The organism is Streptomyces sp. NBC_01439, assembly GCF_036227605.1.
Lineage (GTDB): Bacteria > Actinomycetota > Actinomycetes > Streptomycetales > Streptomycetaceae > Streptomyces.
Genome location: NZ_CP109487.1, coordinates 6,608,325 through 6,623,949 on the forward strand (window position 1 = coordinate 6,608,325; position 15,625 = coordinate 6,623,949).

The window sequence follows — 15,625 nt, forward strand, 5'->3', positions numbered from 1 at the left end:
ACTCAGGTCCGCAGCACCTGGAGGGCATACAGGTCAGGGGCGCGCGGCGGAGCCCCGTACAGCCGGATCCGCGATGCCCCGGAGGCGATCGCGGCGGGCGCCGGCGCACCCACGGAGCCGGTCACGGCGGGCGGCGGCACGGGCAGCACACCCGGCGTGACGCGCGTGCGCGGCGAGCAGCCGGGCAGGTCGTACGGAGACACGCAAACGGCGTGTGCCGGTGCCTGCGCCCCTCCACCCGCCGCCTGCTGTACCTGCGCACCGGGCCACGGGACGTGCGACTCGCCGGACCGCGCGCACAGCAGCACCGTGCCGGCCAGCACCGCGAAGACGACCAGCAGGACGGCACGCCGAACCCCGGGACGTCCGCGACGCCCCGACTGCATGTGCTGCCGGCCCCCCATGGGCGCAGATGGTAATGCTCATGACGGCTCCCAGGTCAGTGCGGGGGTGCCGCGAGCTTTCCCGGGTGCGTAATGTGGCGGAAACCACGACTGGCGATACTGGGCGCGCCCGACTGTGCCCCAACGGTCGAGGCGGTGGTGCACGGGCCGTCTGAACTGCGAGGATGAAGGCATGGACAAGCAGCAGGAATTCGTCCTCCGGACGCTTGAGGAGCGCGACATCCGCTTCGTGCGCCTGTGGTTCACCGACGTACTGGGCTTCCTCAAGTCCGTCGCGGTCGCGCCGGCGGAGCTGGAGCAGGCCTTCGACGAGGGCATCGGTTTCGACGGCTCCGCGATCGAGGGCTTCGCGCGGGTCTACGAGTCCGACATGATCGCCAAGCCGGACCCGAGCACGTTCCAGATACTGCCGTGGCGCGCGGAGGCCCCCGGGACCGCCCGGATGTTCTGCGACATCCTGATGCCGGACGGCTCGCCGTCCTTCGCGGACCCGCGCTACGTCCTCAAGCGCATCCTGGCCAAGACCTCCGACCTGGGCTTCACCTTCTACACCCACCCGGAGATCGAGTTCTTCCTGCTGAAGGACAAGCCGCTGGACGGCACCCGCCCGGTCCCGGCCGATAACTCCGGCTACTTCGACCACACCCCGCAGAACGTGGGCATGGACTTCCGCCGCCAGGCGATCACCATGCTCGAATCGATGGGCATCTCGGTCGAGTTCAGCCACCACGAGGGCGCCCCCGGCCAGCAGGAGATCGACCTCCGCTACGCCGACGCGCTCTCCACGGCCGACAACATCATGACCTTCCGCCTGGTCATGAAGCAGGTGGCCCTCGAACAGGGCGTCCAGGCCACCTTCATGCCGAAGCCGTTCTCCGAATACCCCGGCTCGGGCATGCACACCCACCTCTCCCTCTTCGAGGGCGACCGCAACGCCTTCTACGAGTCGGGTGCCGAGTACCAGCTCTCCAAGGTCGGCCGCTCCTTCATCGCGGGCCTGCTGAAGCACGCCGCCGAGACGGCGGCGGTCACCAACCAGTGGGTCAACTCCTACAAGCGCATCTGGGGCGGCTCCTCCCGCAGCGCGGGCGCGGGCGGCGAGGCCCCCTCGTACATCTGCTGGGGCCACAACAACCGCTCGGCCCTGATCCGGGTCCCGATGTACAAGCCGGGCAAGACGGGCTCCTCGCGCGTCGAGGTCCGCTCGATCGACTCGGGCGCCAACCCGTACCTCACCTACGCGGTCCTCCTCGCGGCCGGCCTCAAGGGCATCGAGGAGGGCTACGAACTCCCGGCGGGCGCCGACGACGACGTCTGGGCCCTCTCCGACGCCGAACGCCGCGCGATGGGCATCGAACCCCTCCCGCAGAACCTCGGCGAGGCCATCTCCCTGATGGAACGCAGTGAACTGGTCGCCGAAACCCTCGGCGAGCACGTCTTCGACTTCTTCCTCCGCAACAAGAAGCAGGAGTGGGAGGAATACCGCTCGGAGGTCACGGCCTTCGAGCTCCGCAAGAACCTCCCGGTCCTGTAAGGCCAGGTCAGCGCCCTTGCGGGCCACGTACGACACTCCGGGCCGGTGGTCGACGACCACCGGCCCGGAGCCGTCTCACTGACCCTGGGCCGGCGGACCGAGAGGGGGTCATCCGATTGCGTGGTCCTGGAAATGCGGTGCCGGGGTGCCGTTGGGGCTGCTTATGGTCGTGACCATGACGACGACGTTTGAGCTTGTGCCCGGGAGGATCACCACGCGTGATGAGGTCGTGGCTGCGTTCGGCGGTGGGAAGTACCAGGGCATCGAGCCGGCCAACGAGGCGAAGAAGGTGTTCGTCTACTCCGACCCTTCCGCGGGCGAGGAGTACGGCTACACCTTCGACGGCCGCGCCGAGGACGACGAGTACGGTCCGCTGTACCTGTACACCGGCTACGGCGCCAACGGTGACCAGGAGATGAAGAGCCGCAACAAGTCCCTGCGGTACCACGTCGAGGACGGTCGTGAACTGCACCTGTTCGTCGCGCACGGCAAGGTGCCGGGTGGTAGCGGCGCCATGCGCCAGAGGTACATCGGGCAGATGACCGTGGACCCGATCAACCCCGTCGTGATTCGCCGCGGCCCGGGCCAGGACCACAAGATGCGCAACGCTCTGGTGTTCCGGCTTCGGCCGGTTCCGGGGTCGTCGCCGGCATGGAAGGAAGAGGACTGGCTCAAGCCGGCGGCCGGCAACGACGTGGAGGACGTGGACACGGTCCCGGTGATTCCCGCGCAGACCAGCGTGAAGGACAAGAAGTCCGAGCAGCACACCACCTCGGAGACGATCGCTGACGTTCCCGGAGGGCCTCGTACCGTTCTACGTCGTGAGGGCCTGCTGATGGAGGCGTTCAAGAAGGACCTCGAGGCCGCTGGGCACCTGCACAAGTCCTTCCAGATCACCATCGCCGGTGAGGTGGGCGCCCTCACCCCTGACCTGTACGACATGACCGATCACGTGCTGTACGAGGCCAAGGGGCTGACCACCCGCACCAACATCCGCATGGCGATCGGTCAGCTTGCCGACTACCGCAGGCACCTCCCCGACCCGGAGGGCCTGAGGGTGGCCGTGCTGCTGCCCAGCGAGCCGAGCAAGGACGTGAAGGACCTGCTGGCATCGCAGAACGTGTACCTCGTCCACCAGACCGAGGACGGCTTCGCCGGATTCCCCTTGGCCCACTGAGGGGTGGTGTTCGGCCCAGCGGCCTTTGCCGCGACGGCTCCGGCCGGTGTGATGGCCCCCCAGTACGAGTCGGGGTCGAGGGATCAGGGGCCGGCAGCACCTAGCATGTTGCTGCCGTCCGGGCAGGCGGCGGTCATACGGGTGTGGGAGAAGTGGTTTGAGTAGGCGCAAGGGCTGGGGTGTGGGGGCGGCGGTCGTGGGCGTTGCGGTGTTCGCCGGGGTGCTCGGGGTCGGCGGGGCCGTGCTGGCTTCGCCCGAGGAGGACGGGCTCGACGGCAGTTGGGTTCGGGAGCCCGCCGGGGCGGAGGTTGCGGCCCGCGCCGGGGGAGATCCGTCGCGGGCCACGGTCGCGGCGGAGCTCGCCGCCGCCGCGGCTGCGGCCGGGCTCACCCCGGGCGCCCCGTACCCCGCGGAGCAGGGGGAGCTCGCCGACTGCATCGCGGACTGGACGGGCGACGGCCCCGCCGACGACGGACGGCTGGCGGCTCTCGAAACCGCTCTGGAGGAACGCGGCTGGCAGGTCACGGCCCGCCGGGGCGGGCCGGCTCCGGGGGTGGCGCTCAAGAGCGGACCCTGGCGCCTGCACTTCACCAACGGCGGCCTCATCGACACCCTTTCGCTGACGGCCACCCACTCCGGCCGCACCTGCGAAGAAGCCTTCCGCCGCGCCGAAGCGACCCGCGGCCCGCACGGTTAGGTCGCCCCTTTCGGGCCCTGCCGGTCGAGCCAGCATCCTTTGGCGCCGAGCGTCCCTCCAGCCACCGCCAGGACGGCGTCAGTGGACCGCGCGGTGCCAGGTGGGGCGGTTGGGGGTGGTGGGGGTCGTCGTCGTGTGGAGTTCGGCGTCCAGGCCCAGCACCGCCGTCGTGATGGTGCCCGAGGGTTCGAGGACGGCCGACGGGGCGCCCGCGAAGAGCATGCCGGATTCGACCCATGCCGGGGGGCCGCCGAGGCCGGTGGTGCTGATGGTGCCGCTGTCCGCGCGGCCCACCATGAGGCGGCCCGCAGCGCCGACCGCGCCGTAGCCCGCGCGCCCGCCCGCCTCCGTGACGCTGGAGACCTGGGGCCGGACCGAAGGGCCCGCCGTGACCAGCGCGGTGCGGACGACGCCCGAGTCCGGGCGGCGGAAGAAGAGGCGGACGCCCGCGCCGTCCGGGGCGGCCGAGAGGGGGACCGTGGTGGCGGGCAGGCCCGTCGGCGCGGGGCCGAGCAGCGGGGTGTCCGGGGTGCGCTGGGTCCAGGCCAGGACGGACGTCGTGGTGGTCGCGTACACGTGGCGCCGCCCGGCCGCGTCGATCGCCGCCACCGGGTCGCTCTGCAGGTCCTCGCCGCCGAGCCGCTCCCACGCCGAGAAGCTGCCGTCCGGCTGCTGGGTGCTCGCGCGCAGGGTGCGGCGCGAGTCGCGGAGGTAGACGGTGAGGAGGCCCCGCGCGTCCACGGACACCGCGGGCGCGCTGATCGCCGAGGTGCCCTCGTCGTCGGTGCGCTCCGGGGTGCCGAGCGACTGCCACGGGCCGAACGGGCCGTCGGGCACGGGCTGGACGGCGTACACGACCTCGCGCCGGTACTCCGCGGGCGTGGGGCCGAAGGTGGTGCGGGTGGCGAGGACGGCGATGCGGCCGCCGGGGAGGCGGGCGGCGGTGGCCCCCTGGTCGATGCCCGTGCCCGGGAGGAACACCGGGCCCGCCCAGTCGCCGCCGGCGTTGCGCGTCCAGTACGCGCTCTGGCCGTCCAGCGTCGCGAAGGCCCACAGGCGGCCGGGCGTTCCCTCCGTCAGCCAGGAGGTGTGGTCGGCGCGGGTGTAGCGCAGCGACTGGGCCCAGTTGCGCCCGGTCGGGTTGCCCGCGACCTTGCGGTCGCCGCAGCCCGACGGGCTGCCGCAGTAGTCCTGGTGGTCCTGCCAGGCGTAGGTCTTCAGGAAGCCTATCTTGGTCTCGGCGGTCTGCGGGTCCAGCGCGTGCGGGAGGGTGCTGTTGTGGTAGCCGAGGTAGCTCTGGACCGTGAAGTGCGGGCGCCTGCTGACCTGGGCGGCGTAGGCGGCGGTGGCGGCCTGTGCGAAGCGGGCCCCGTACATGTGGTCCTGGTGGTCGGTGTAGCGGCCGGTCCCGTTCTCGCCGTACCGGTTCGGCGTCGGGTCCTGCATCCGTATCGTCGTCGGCCGGTAGCGGTCCAGGACCTCGACCACCGCCTGGACGAGCTGGTCCTTCGTGTAGGTGAACGGCCGTTTCACCGGGGTGCCGGAGGTGAGCTGGGCGTCCAGCGCGGGTATCCGGCCGTTCCACAGGCCGCGCAGGCTCTCCGGGGTGTCCCCGCCGGTGCTGCGGGCCTCCCGGAGCATCAGCCACACCAGGTTGACCTGCGGCTTCGCTATGAGGACGTCGAGCTCGGCCTGCCCGCCCCCGGCGGTGGGTATGACCGTACGCTTCCACGCGCTGGTGCGGTCCCCGGTGGCCATCTGCGCGTACGCGGAGCGGATGCCGTTCTGCCGGGCTTCTGCGTAGTGGGCGCGGTCGGCGGGCTGTTCGGGGTCGGAGGCGGCGCCGCCGTGGGCTTCGTTGCGGCCGTCGGACTCGCCGGAGGTGAGGTAGGCGGTGGTGACCTGGGTGCCGGACAGCAGGGACCGGCTGAGGTCCGGGTTCATGAAGAACAGGTCGTCGTCGGGGTGGGCGACGATCTGGACGACCGAACCGGCGGTGACGCTCGCGGGCCGGGCCGCGGCCGGGTGCCTCTCCTGGGTGGCTTGGGCGGTGGTCTGCTGGCCGCCGGCCACGGAGAGCACGCCGGTGGTGCCGGCTGTCAGCACGGTGAGCAGGGCCGCGAAGCGGCGACGGGTCACGGGCATCGGGTCACGCCTCGGGCTCGTTCTGGTCGGGAGAAAGCGTCGAACAGTCAGAGAGAGGGCACAACGGCGGATTTGGTTCACCGAATTCGCGGATGACCCGCGCAATTCAGGAACTAAATGCGGACGTTGTTCGTCCGCCTACGGACTTGGCGTATGGGACCCCTTAGGGGAACGGGGGCGCGTTGCGCGGGCCCACCGGCTGCCACGGCGCCAGGTGCGCGTTCGGCACGTCGGCCGAGGAGGTCACGTACAGCCGCGCGTCGAGCCCCACCACCGCCAGGCTGACCAGGCCCTTGCCGGTCATCGTGGAGGAGGGCGCGCCGACGAACATCAGCGGGGACCGTTCCCACGGCCGGCCCGGCCCGGCCTCCGAGCCCAGTTGGCCGCCCGCCGTGCGGCCCGCCAGTACGTGCCCGCTCGCCGTCACCGAGCCGAAGCCCTGGAGGCCGCCGAGGTCGGTCATCTGGCTCACCTTCAGCCCGCCCTCACCCGTGATCAGGGCGGTACGGACGTTGCCGGAGCCGGGCTTGCGGAACCACAGCCGTACCCCGCCCTCGCGGCCGTCCGCGGTCAGCGGGAGCGTGGTGTCCGGCAGCCCGGTCGCCGTGACCTGGCCCAGCGGGTCACCCGGCTTCGGCTGCACCCAGCCCACCACCGATGTGGAGGTGGCGGAGAACACCATGCGCCGACCGGCGCCGTCGGTCGCGGTGGCCGGGGAGCCGTGCAGGTCGGTGCCGCCGTACTTCTCCCAGGGCCCCCAGCTGCCGTCCGCCCGCTGCACCCGGCCGCGCAGGCTGGACGCGCCGTCGCGGACGTACGCCGCCAACTGCCCGGTGCCGTCGACCGATACGGCCGGGGCGCTGATGTCGGAGGTCCAGGTCTCGTCGGCGGTCTCGGGGGTGCCGAGCGACTGCCACTCCGTGAACTCCTCGGACCCCGGCTGCTTCTGGACGACGTAGACGACCTCGCGCTTGTAGTCGGTGGGCTTCGCGCCGAAGGACGTGCGGGTGCCGAAGGCGGCCGTCCGGCCGTCCGCCAGGGTCACGGTGCTCACGCCCGGGTCCATGCCGGTGCCGGGGAGCAGGTCCGGGCCCTTCCAGCGGCCGACGGGGCCGGGCCGGTGCCAGAGCGCCACCTGGCCGTCGAGCACCTTGAAGGCCCACAGTCCGTGCTCCGCGTCGGAGGTCAGCCAACTGGTGCCGGTGCCGCGGGTGTAGTTGATGGAGTTCGACCACCGGTTGCCGCCCGGTTGGTCGGAGATCTTGAGGTCGCCGCAGCCTGCGGGGCTGTTGCAGTGGTTCTGCTGGTCGAGCCACGCGTAGGTGCCCAGGATGTCCAGCTTCTCCTTGGCCTCGTTCGGGTCCAGGGTGCTGGGGAGCGAGCCGTTTATGTAGCCGGCGTAGTTCTGCACCGCGAAGTGCGGGCGGTCCGTGACGTTCTCGGCGTAGGCGGCGGTGGCCATTTGTACGAACCGGGCGCCGTAGAAGTGGTCCTGGTGGTCGGCGTACCGCTTGGTGCCGGGATCCCGGCCGGGGGTCGGGTCCTGGGAGCGGACGGTGGTCGGCCGGTACTGCTCCAGGATGCCGATGAGGGTCTGGACGACCTGGTCCTTGGTGTACGAGAACTTCTGCGTGACCGGGGTGCCGGACGCGAGCATGGAGTCCAGACGGGGAACCTTGCCGTCCCACAGGCCGTGCAGGCTGTCAGGGGCGTTGCCGTAGACGGTGCCGGCCTCGCGGAGCTGCAACCAGACGAGGTTGACCTGGGGTTTGGCGACCAGGACGTCGACCTCGGCGTGTCCGCCGCCCCTGGTCGGAACGACGGTGCGCGTCCAGGGGCTGCCGCGGTCGCCGGTGGCCATCTTGGCGTAGGCGGCGCGGATGCCGTTCTGGCGGGCCTCGGCATAGGCGGGCTTGTCGGGCTTGGTGGTGGCCGCCTTGGCGGAGCCGGCGTTGATGCCGTCGGCCTCGCCGGAGGTCAGGTAGACCGTGGTCACGGGGTGGCCGGCGGATATGGAGTACCGCAGGTCCGGGTTCATGAAGTACAGGTCGTCGTCGGGGTGCGCGATGACCTGGAGCACCCGGCCGGGGTCGGGCGGCTCGGGGGCGGGGGTGGGAGCGGGGGTGTCGGCCGCCTTGTCGGGGACGGCGGTGGAGCCGAGGCGGTCGAGGAGTTCGTTGCCCCGGAGGAGGAGAAGGCTGCCGGCGGCGGTGACCACGCAGAAGGCGACGACCTTGACGAGGCGGGCCCGGCCGCGGCGAGGCGGGCGGGCCCCGCCCTTGCCGCGGGCGGGGCGGCGCGCCGGACGGCGGCCGTCGGCGGCTCCGTCGGCCTCGGTCGCTTCGGCTGCTTCCGCCGCTCCGGCGGCTTCGGCGGACTCGGCGGACTCGGCCACGGCGAGCGGGTCGACCGGCTCGGCCGGGGCGGTCGGTCCGGCCGCATCGGTCAAGTCGGCGGCGTGCGGCGCGGTCTGGTGGATCTGCCGGGGCGGGTGGGGTACGGGTACGGGTGTGGGTACGCATGCTGCGCATGCTGCGGGTGCTGCGGGTGCTGCGGGTGCTGCGGGTATGCGTGCTGCGGGTAGTCCTGGTGCGGCTCTTGTGCCGCGTGGTGTCCCTCGTACTCCTGGTGCGCGGGCTCGGACGGCCGGGCCCGCTGCCCCCTGGCGGATCCGGCCGGCGCGCCCTGCGGGTCCCGGGCCCCGGGGCCCTGCCAGGAGTCGGACATGGTGCTCCTTCTGGCAGGACGGCGGGGTGTACCCCGATCATGCGCCGAATATTCAGATGATCGGAGAATTCTTGGCATCGTATGCGCGTTGAGTCGAACATTTGATCCGGACACGCCCAAACCTACGTCGCGGCCCGGGCGGGACTCCGCCGACAGGTCCCAGGGCCTAGGCTCAGGAGCAGAGCCCGCCAGGGCGGCGCAAGGCCGGACAAGCCCGGGCACGCACTGGCGAGCACGGACAGGCAGTGGCGGAAACAACCGCGGGAGGCGGCGGGATGACGGTCCCGGGACGCAGGAGCAGCACCTTCATCCGGCTGCTCCGCAGCGGTTTCACCGACCCCTCCGCCGCCGCCCGGCTGCTCGACGCCGACGCGCTGGCGGCCGTACGCGCCGATCCCGTGCTGCTCGACGCCCTCGGCGCGACCGCCGACCCCGACCTCGCCCTCCTTGGGCTCGTCCGGCTCGCCGAGGCCCAGCCCGACGGCGAGCTGCCCGGGCTCCTCGACACCCTCGTCAGCGCCAAGCCGCTGCGCGACCGGCTGCTCGGCGTGCTGGGCGCCTCCGAAGCCCTGGGCGACCACCTCGCCCGCCACCCCCGCGACTGGCTCGGCCTCGTCACCTACGAGGCCGCCGACCTGCACCCCGGACTCGCCGAGTTCGAGCGCGGCCTCGCCGACGCGCACGACCCCGTCGGCCTGCGCGTCGCCTACCGCCGCTGCCTGCTCTCCATCTCCGCCCGCGACGTCTGCGGCACCATCGACGTCGCCCAGACCGCCGCCGAGCTCGCCGACCTGGCCACCGCCACCCTCCGCGCGGCCCTGCGGATCGCCTCCGCCGCCGCCCCCGAGGACGCCGCCCTGTGCCGCCTCGCCGTCATCGCGATGGGCAAGTGCGGCGGCAACGAGCTGAACTACGTCTCCGACGTCGACGTCATCTTCGTCGGCGACGCGGCCCCCGGCGCAGACGAGGGCAAGGCCCTCCAGGCCGCCACCCGCCTCGCCTCGCACCTCATGCGGATCTGCTCGGAGACCACCGTCGAGGGCACCATCTGGCCCGTCGACGCCAATCTCCGCCCCGAAGGCCGCAACGGCCCCCTCGTCCGCACCCTCGCCTCCCACCTGGCCTACTACCAGCGCTGGGCCAAGACCTGGGAGTTCCAGGCCCTCCTCAAGGCCCGTGCCGTGGCCGGCGACGAGGCCCTGGGCGCCGAGTACATCGCCGCCATAAGCCCGTTGGTGTGGCAGGCCGCCGAACGCGAGAACTTCGTCGCCGACGTCCAGAAGATGCGCCGCCGCGTCGTCGACAACATCCCCGCCGCCCAAGTCGACCGCGAGCTGAAGCTCGGCCCCGGCGGCCTGCGCGACGTCGAGTTCGCCGTCCAGCTGCTCCAGCTCGTGCACGGCCGCAGCGACGCCACCCTGCACTCCGGCACCACCCTCGACGCCCTGCACGCCCTCGCCGCCGGCGGCTACGTCGGCCGCGCCGACGCCGCCCAACTGCATGACGCGTACCGCTTCCTGCGCGCCATGGAGCACCGCATCCAGCTCTACCGGCTGCGCCGCACCCATCTCGTCCCCGAGGACGAGAACGACCTGCGGCGCCTGGGCCGTTCCATGGGCCTGCGCACCGAACCCGTCGCCGAACTCAACAAGGCCTGGCGCCGGCACGCCTCCGTGGTCCGGCGCCTGCACGAGAAGCTCTTCTACCGGCCGCTGCTCGACGCCGTCGCCCAGCTCACCCCCGGCGAGACCCGGCTCTCCCCGCGCGCCGCCGGCCAGCGCCTCGAAGCCCTCGGCTACGCCGACCCGGCCTCGGCCCTGCGCCACCTCGAAGCCCTCGCCTCCGGCGTCACCCGCAAGGCCGCCATCCAGCGCACCCTGTTGCCGGTGATGCTCGGCTGGTTCGCCGACTCCGCCGACCCGGACGCCGGCCTGCTGAACTTCCGCAAGGTCTCCGACGCCCTCGGCAAGACCCCCTGGTACCTGCGCCTGTTGCGCGACGAGGGCGCCGCCGCCGAGAACCTCGCCCGCGTTCTGTCCGCCGGCCGCCTCGCCCCCGACCTGCTGATGCGCGCCCCCGAGGCCGTGGCCCTGCTCGGTGACCCCGAAGGCCTGCAGCCCCGTACGCACGAGGCCCTGGAGCAGGAGGTCCTCGCCGCCGTCGGCCGCGCCGAGAACCCCGAGGCCGCCGTCGCCGCCGCCCGCGGCGTGCGCCGCCGCGAGCTCTTCCGCACCACCGCGGCCGACATCATCGGCTCGTACGGTACGGAGGACAACCCGGCCGAGGAGGACCACGGAGCCCTCGTCGACCGGGTCGGCGGAGCCGTCTCCGACCTCACCGCCGCCACCGTCGCCGGGGCCCTGCGCGCCGCCGTCCACAGCCACTACGGCGACACGCTGCCCACCCGCTTCGCCGTCATCGGCGTCGGCCGCTTCGGCGGCCACGAACTCGGCTACGGCTCCGACGCCGACGTCCTGTTCGTCCACGAACCCCGCGAGGGCGTCGACGAACAGGAAGCCGCCAAGGCCGCCCAGACCGTCATCGCTGAAATGCGCAGGCTGCTCCAGCTGCCCACCACCGACCCGCCGCTGCTCATCGACGCCGACCTGCGCCCCGAAGGCCGCTCCGGCCCGCTGGTGCGCACGCTGGCCTCCTACGCCGCCTACTACCGGCGCTGGTCCCTGACCTGGGAGAGCCAGGCCCTGCTGCGCGCCGAACCGGTGGCGGGCGACGCCGACATCGGCGCCCGCTTCATCGAGCTGATCGATCCGCTGCGCTACCCGATGGAGGGGCTCGGCGAGGACGCCGTGCGCGAGATCCGCCGGCTCAAGGCCCGCATGGAATCGGAGCGACTGCCCCGCGGGGCCGACCCGACCCTGCACACCAAGCTCGGCCGCGGCGGCCTCAGCGACGTGGAGTGGACCGTCCAGCTGATCCAGATGCGGCACGCCTGGGCCGAACCGGGCCTGCGCACCACCCGTACCCGGGAGGCCCTGGCGGCCGCGCACGCGGCCGGCCTGATCCCGACCGAGGAGGCGCAGATCCTGGACGAGGCCTGGGTCCTGGCGACCCGGGTCCGCAACGCCGTGATGCTGGTGCGCGGCCGAGCCGGGGACACCTTCCCGAGCGAGGCCCGGGAGCTGGCGGCCGTGGGCCGCTACCTCGGCTACGCGGAGGGTACGGTGGGGGAGCTGCTGGACGACTACCGCCGCATCACCCGCCGTGCCCGGGCCGTGGTGGACGAACTCTTCTACGGCGCATAGCCGGAAGCCGGAAGCCGGAAGCCGTTGTCCGGCTCCCGGCTCCCGGCTGACCGGGGTGGCACGGGGTCAGCGCGCCGTGCCGAAGTCCTGCGTCCAGTAGTAGCCGGGCTGCGCCAGGTCGATGCCGATCTCCTTGAAGGAGCAGTTCAGGATGTTCTCCCGGTGGCCCTGGCTGTTCATCCAGCCCTCCATGACCTTCGCGGGGGTGCTGTAGCCGTAGGCGACGTTCTCGCCGTACGTGCTCCAGGTGTATCCGGCGCGGGTGATCCGCGCGCCCGGGTCCGAGCCGTCGGAGCCGGTGTGGGACATGTTGCTGTGGGCGGCCATGTCGGCGCTGTGGTCCTGCGCGGCCTTCGTCAGCTTCGCGTTGAGGGAGACGGCCTGGCAGCCGGCGGCGGCGCGTTCCTGGTTGACGAGCGCGAGGACCTGGGCGACGTCGCCGGAGGCCGGCGGGGCGGCCGGCTTCGACGGCTCGGGCGCCTGCGGCTTCTTCGTGGCGACCGGCGGCTTCGCGGGCTTGGGCTGCGCGGGCGGCGTGGTCTGCACCACGGGCGGCGTGGTCGCGGCGGGGCTGCTGGGGGAGGCCTCGGAAGGGCTGCTGCTCGGCGTCTCGCTCGGGAGCGGTGCCTCCACGGGCGCCTGGGTGGTCGGAGCGGCCGACGGCGTCTGCTGCCACTGCCACGGGCGCTGCTGCTGGTGGCTCGCGGTCCGCGCCCAGCCGTTGCCGTTGCCGTTGCTGCGGCCGTTGTCCTGGCCGTCGAAGCAGGCCATGGCGGCGGTGGGAACACCCACGATGGCGAGCGCGCCGACACCGATGACTATCTTCTTGTAGGACGTCTTCTTCCGATGCTTCTGCATGCCTGACCTCATTCAGTGATCGCGAAGCTTCCGGCGCCGGAATCACAGTGCGCCGAAGAGGCCGCCATTCTTAAAAGCCTCTGAATGGCCTGGCAAGTTTCCGCTGATCACGAGCCTGCGGCGGTCGGCACACGGCTTGAATCGGGACCGTGATCGTGCATCATCACGATTTGGTCACTCCCGCAACCGTCTGAGGAGCGGTCAGAAACGGCTGTGACCTGGCCGGTCGGGGACGGGCCTAGCGGTATCGCAGATTCCGTTTCCGGCGGAGAGGGGAATGTCGATTCCAAAAGGGACAAATATCGAAATGTCGGCGGGTTAACGCCCCGTCAAGAAAGCCCACCAGTGACGGATGTGCCGTGACGCATGTCACTGTTTCCCGGTCGGGCTGCCTGGGGCGCCAGGGCGGCCGGGGTGTCACGACAGCCGATGGGCGAAATCGACCCGAAAAGACCGAGGCGGCGCAAAGCGTCCGTTTCCCCCGAAGGGAAAACGGACGCTACGGGCGTTACGTTCGTTGCCGGTACCCCGCGGGCCCTACCGCGGTTCCAGGGCCGCCGTCCGGCAGGCGCCGTTGGCGGCGCCACCGGGCACGCCGGCCGCGGTCAGGCCGCTCACGCAGCCCTGGAGATCGCCGCTCACGCCCTGCCGGCAGGACGCCGTGACGGCGTCGGTGACCTCGGCGCCCGCCTGCGCGGCCATGTTCGTGCAGGCGGGGATGTCCGCGTGGGCGGCCGGGGCGACGAGGGCCGCGCCGCCGAGCGCGAGGGTCAGGCCGGTGAGCACACCGGCGATACGGATCGACGTGGACGTGCGCATGGGGCACACACCTGCTCTCGGAAACGAGTGGTGGAACTCCTACTCGGGGGCCACCCGGCAGGCGCTCACGGCGGTCCCGTTGGTGACACCTGCACCGGTCAGGCCGGACACGCACTGCTCGTGGTCGCCGGTGAGGCCGACGTAGCAGGCCATGCGGACGGAGTCCGGGGCCTCGCCGCCCTGCAGTTCGCGCTCGACCTGGTTGATGCAGGCCGTGACGTCGGCGTGGGCGGCGGGGGCCGCGAAGGCGGCGCCGCCGAGGGCGAGGGCCAGGCCGGTGAGGACACCGGCGACTCGGGTCGACATGTGCATGGGGACGTACCTGCTCTCCGAATTCGTCGCCGGCGGGTCCGGTCTCCCCGTACCGGACCGCTCGGCAAGGCTTTCCCCTCGGTCGGTGCCGGATCAGCGGTGCGGCTACCTCGACTGGACGGCGAAGAGCTGGACGGCGTACTCACCGTTCGTGCCGATCCCGGTCTGCTTGTACGTGCAGTTCAAGATGGCGGCCCGGTGGCCCCTGGTGCTGGCCATCCAGCCGTCGACGTGGGACTTCGAGGAGGCGTGGCCCGGTCCGGAGACGTTCTCCGAGGACGGGCCGGCGGGCGAGTAGCCGGCCTTCTCCATGCGGGACAGGTCGCTGGACCCGTCCGAGCCGGTGTGCGCGGTCAGCCCGTTCGCGGCCATGTCGTCGGCGTGGGCCTGGGCGGCCGCCGCGAGCCGCGGGTCCACCGTCAGGGGCTCGCAACCTGCCTTCTCCCGTTCGGCGTTGACCAGCGCGAGGATCTCGTCCGGCGTGGACTGCTGCACGCTGCGGGTGACGGAGGTCGACGCCGCCGTGGCGGTCGCCGGGACGGCGATCGCGGTGGCCGCGCCGCCGAGCAGGAGCAGCGGGACGGTACAGGCGGCGGCGCACACGCGACGGATCCGGCTGTTCTTGGTACGCATCAGAGTTTTCCCCTCGTCGGGGGTCGTGGGGAGCCGCCCGTGGCACCCGCCCCTCGGGGTCGGGGTGCAGCGCGGCCAGTGCGGGCACGTGCACCGCCGCGGGCTGCTGCGGGGGGCGCGCGCCTCCATCCACCGTACGACCGGTGGCGCGTCCCGACGACCGGACGCCTGTGGGTGCGGCATCGGAGAAGGTGTGCGGGGCGACCGCGAGGGCCGCGAGGACGGGTCGGGCCGAGCCGCTGCGCGCATGCGGGGGCCGGGTAGGGCGTGCAGCATGGGGCCACGGCTGTCCTCGGGCCGACGGCGAGCCGTGCGCCGGAGCGGAGGGGCAGGAACGGCGCTCGTAGTCACCTCGCCGCCGAGGGCCGCTGCCGACCGCTCACCTTCGTCCTCACACGAGGCCAGGCCGGTGACGCACCTGCATCCCCACAGGTCATGGCCCGCTCGATGGCGCCCCGGCGGATTGGCCGCCCCAGTGGCTTTGTTCATCTGCAGTGGCTCTGGCTCACATTCCGTGAAGCGTGCACCGTGAGTGATGGCGCCGGGCATCAGTTGCCAAGGGGCCTGATGTCGATCGCGCGTTCAGGGGCGCGAGAGGATGGCGCGATGGATAGAAAGCAGAAGAAGGAATTCGAGGCACGCCAGGAACGGGAGTGGGCTGCCCGGGAAGCCAGCCTTGGCTTCTACAGCGTGACTGTGCCTGCACCGCCCCACCCGCACACCGCTCTCGGCATCGTCGCCGGATACCGGCGGCAAAGTGTGATGGAAGCGGTGGAAAGCATGCAGAGCGAGGCCCGCGGGCTTGGTGCCGACGGTGTGCTCGGTGTGTCGATCGTCCCGGACGTCGGCCAGTTCAGTACGCACTTCGTCGCATACGGCACTGCCGTCCGGTGGACGCCATCCGAGTAACGGGAGGGCACGCCGTACGGCTTCGCCAAATCCGGTTCCGCCGCGTGGGCAACGCCAACGGCTTCCGGGCCCGGAGGTCTTCGCAGCCCTGACTTCTCATCTGCTGCGGATGACGGCTCGACCACACGGCCGCCGGACTCAACAACC

The 15,625-nt window shown here is 72.0% G+C and carries 13 protein-coding genes; 5 read left to right on the top strand and 8 right to left on the bottom strand.

The genetic code is table 11. From position 1 onward, the window contains the following. Positions 1-2: 2 nt before the first annotated feature. On the bottom strand, positions 3-404 hold the full coding sequence (locus OG207_RS29975) for a hypothetical protein (RefSeq protein WP_329102622.1): 402 nt from the start codon (positions 402-404) through the stop codon (positions 3-5). Positions 405-576: 172 nt separating this feature from the next. On the opposite strand from OG207_RS29975, the gene OG207_RS29980 reads away from it, so the two are divergent. From OG207_RS29980 to OG207_RS29990, 3 genes are all read left to right on the top strand, one after another. Further along, a complete protein-coding gene (locus tag OG207_RS29980) occupies positions 577-1,938 on the top strand; it encodes a glutamine synthetase family protein (protein WP_030717411.1) in 1,362 nt (453 codons plus the stop codon). Positions 1,939-2,113: 175 nt separating this feature from the next. Continuing rightward, positions 2,114-3,115 carry a hypothetical protein gene (locus tag OG207_RS29985; RefSeq protein ID WP_329102624.1) on the top strand — a complete coding sequence of 334 codons (1,002 nt, stop codon included), beginning with the start codon at positions 2,114-2,116 and terminating at the stop codon, positions 3,113-3,115. Between the two features lie 157 nt (positions 3,116-3,272). After that, positions 3,273-3,812, top strand: a complete 540-nt coding sequence (locus OG207_RS29990; protein WP_329102626.1) for a hypothetical protein — start codon at positions 3,273-3,275, stop codon at positions 3,810-3,812. A gap of 78 nt (positions 3,813-3,890) precedes the next feature. Here OG207_RS29990 and OG207_RS29995 read toward each other — a convergent pair whose 3' ends face one another. The 3 genes from OG207_RS29995 to OG207_RS30005 form a co-directional block, all read right to left on the bottom strand. Beyond that, positions 3,891-5,957 carry a PIG-L family deacetylase gene (locus OG207_RS29995; protein WP_329102628.1) on the bottom strand — a complete coding sequence of 689 codons (2,067 nt, stop codon included), beginning with the start codon at positions 5,955-5,957 and terminating at the stop codon, positions 3,891-3,893. Positions 5,958-6,120: 163 nt separating this feature from the next. Next, entirely contained in the window at positions 6,121-8,406 is a 2,286-nt protein-coding gene (locus tag OG207_RS30000; RefSeq protein ID WP_329102630.1) for a PIG-L family deacetylase, read from the bottom strand. Beyond that, the gene (locus OG207_RS30005) at positions 8,403-8,684 is read right to left on the bottom strand and encodes a hypothetical protein (protein ID WP_329102632.1); all 282 of its coding nucleotides are present in this window, start codon (positions 8,682-8,684) and stop codon (positions 8,403-8,405) included. The genes OG207_RS30000 and OG207_RS30005 overlap by 4 nt, the downstream gene beginning before the upstream one ends. Positions 8,685-8,959: 275 nt before the next feature. Between OG207_RS30005 and OG207_RS30010 the strand changes: the two genes are divergently transcribed. After that, positions 8,960-11,947 (top strand): bifunctional [glutamine synthetase] adenylyltransferase/[glutamine synthetase]-adenylyl-L-tyrosine phosphorylase, encoded by a 2,988-nt coding sequence (locus tag OG207_RS30010; protein ID WP_329102634.1) that lies wholly within the window; start codon positions 8,960-8,962, stop codon positions 11,945-11,947. Between the two features lie 66 nt (positions 11,948-12,013). On the opposite strand, the gene OG207_RS30015 is transcribed toward OG207_RS30010, so the two are convergent. From OG207_RS30015 to OG207_RS30030, 4 genes are all read right to left on the bottom strand, one after another. Further along, entirely contained in the window at positions 12,014-12,805 is a 792-nt protein-coding gene (locus OG207_RS30015; RefSeq protein WP_329102635.1) for a CAP domain-containing protein, read from the bottom strand. 537 nt (positions 12,806-13,342) lie between these two features. Further along, the gene (locus tag OG207_RS30020) at positions 13,343-13,624 is read right to left on the bottom strand and encodes a hypothetical protein (protein WP_329102637.1); all 282 of its coding nucleotides are present in this window, start codon (positions 13,622-13,624) and stop codon (positions 13,343-13,345) included. Between the two features lie 39 nt (positions 13,625-13,663). Further along, complete coding sequence (locus OG207_RS30025) at positions 13,664-13,930, bottom strand: hypothetical protein (protein WP_329102639.1); 267 nt, start codon at positions 13,928-13,930, stop codon at positions 13,664-13,666. Positions 13,931-14,041: 111 nt separating this feature from the next. Then, complete coding sequence (locus tag OG207_RS30030) at positions 14,042-14,569, bottom strand: CAP domain-containing protein (protein ID WP_329102641.1); 528 nt, start codon at positions 14,567-14,569, stop codon at positions 14,042-14,044. A 606-nt stretch (positions 14,570-15,175) separates the two neighbouring features. Here OG207_RS30030 and OG207_RS30040 point away from each other — a divergent pair. Next, positions 15,176-15,478: a heavy metal-binding domain-containing protein gene (locus tag OG207_RS30040; protein ID WP_329107988.1), complete on the top strand. Its 303-nt coding sequence runs from the start codon at positions 15,176-15,178 to the stop codon at positions 15,476-15,478. The last annotated feature ends 147 nt before the right edge of the window (positions 15,479-15,625 follow it).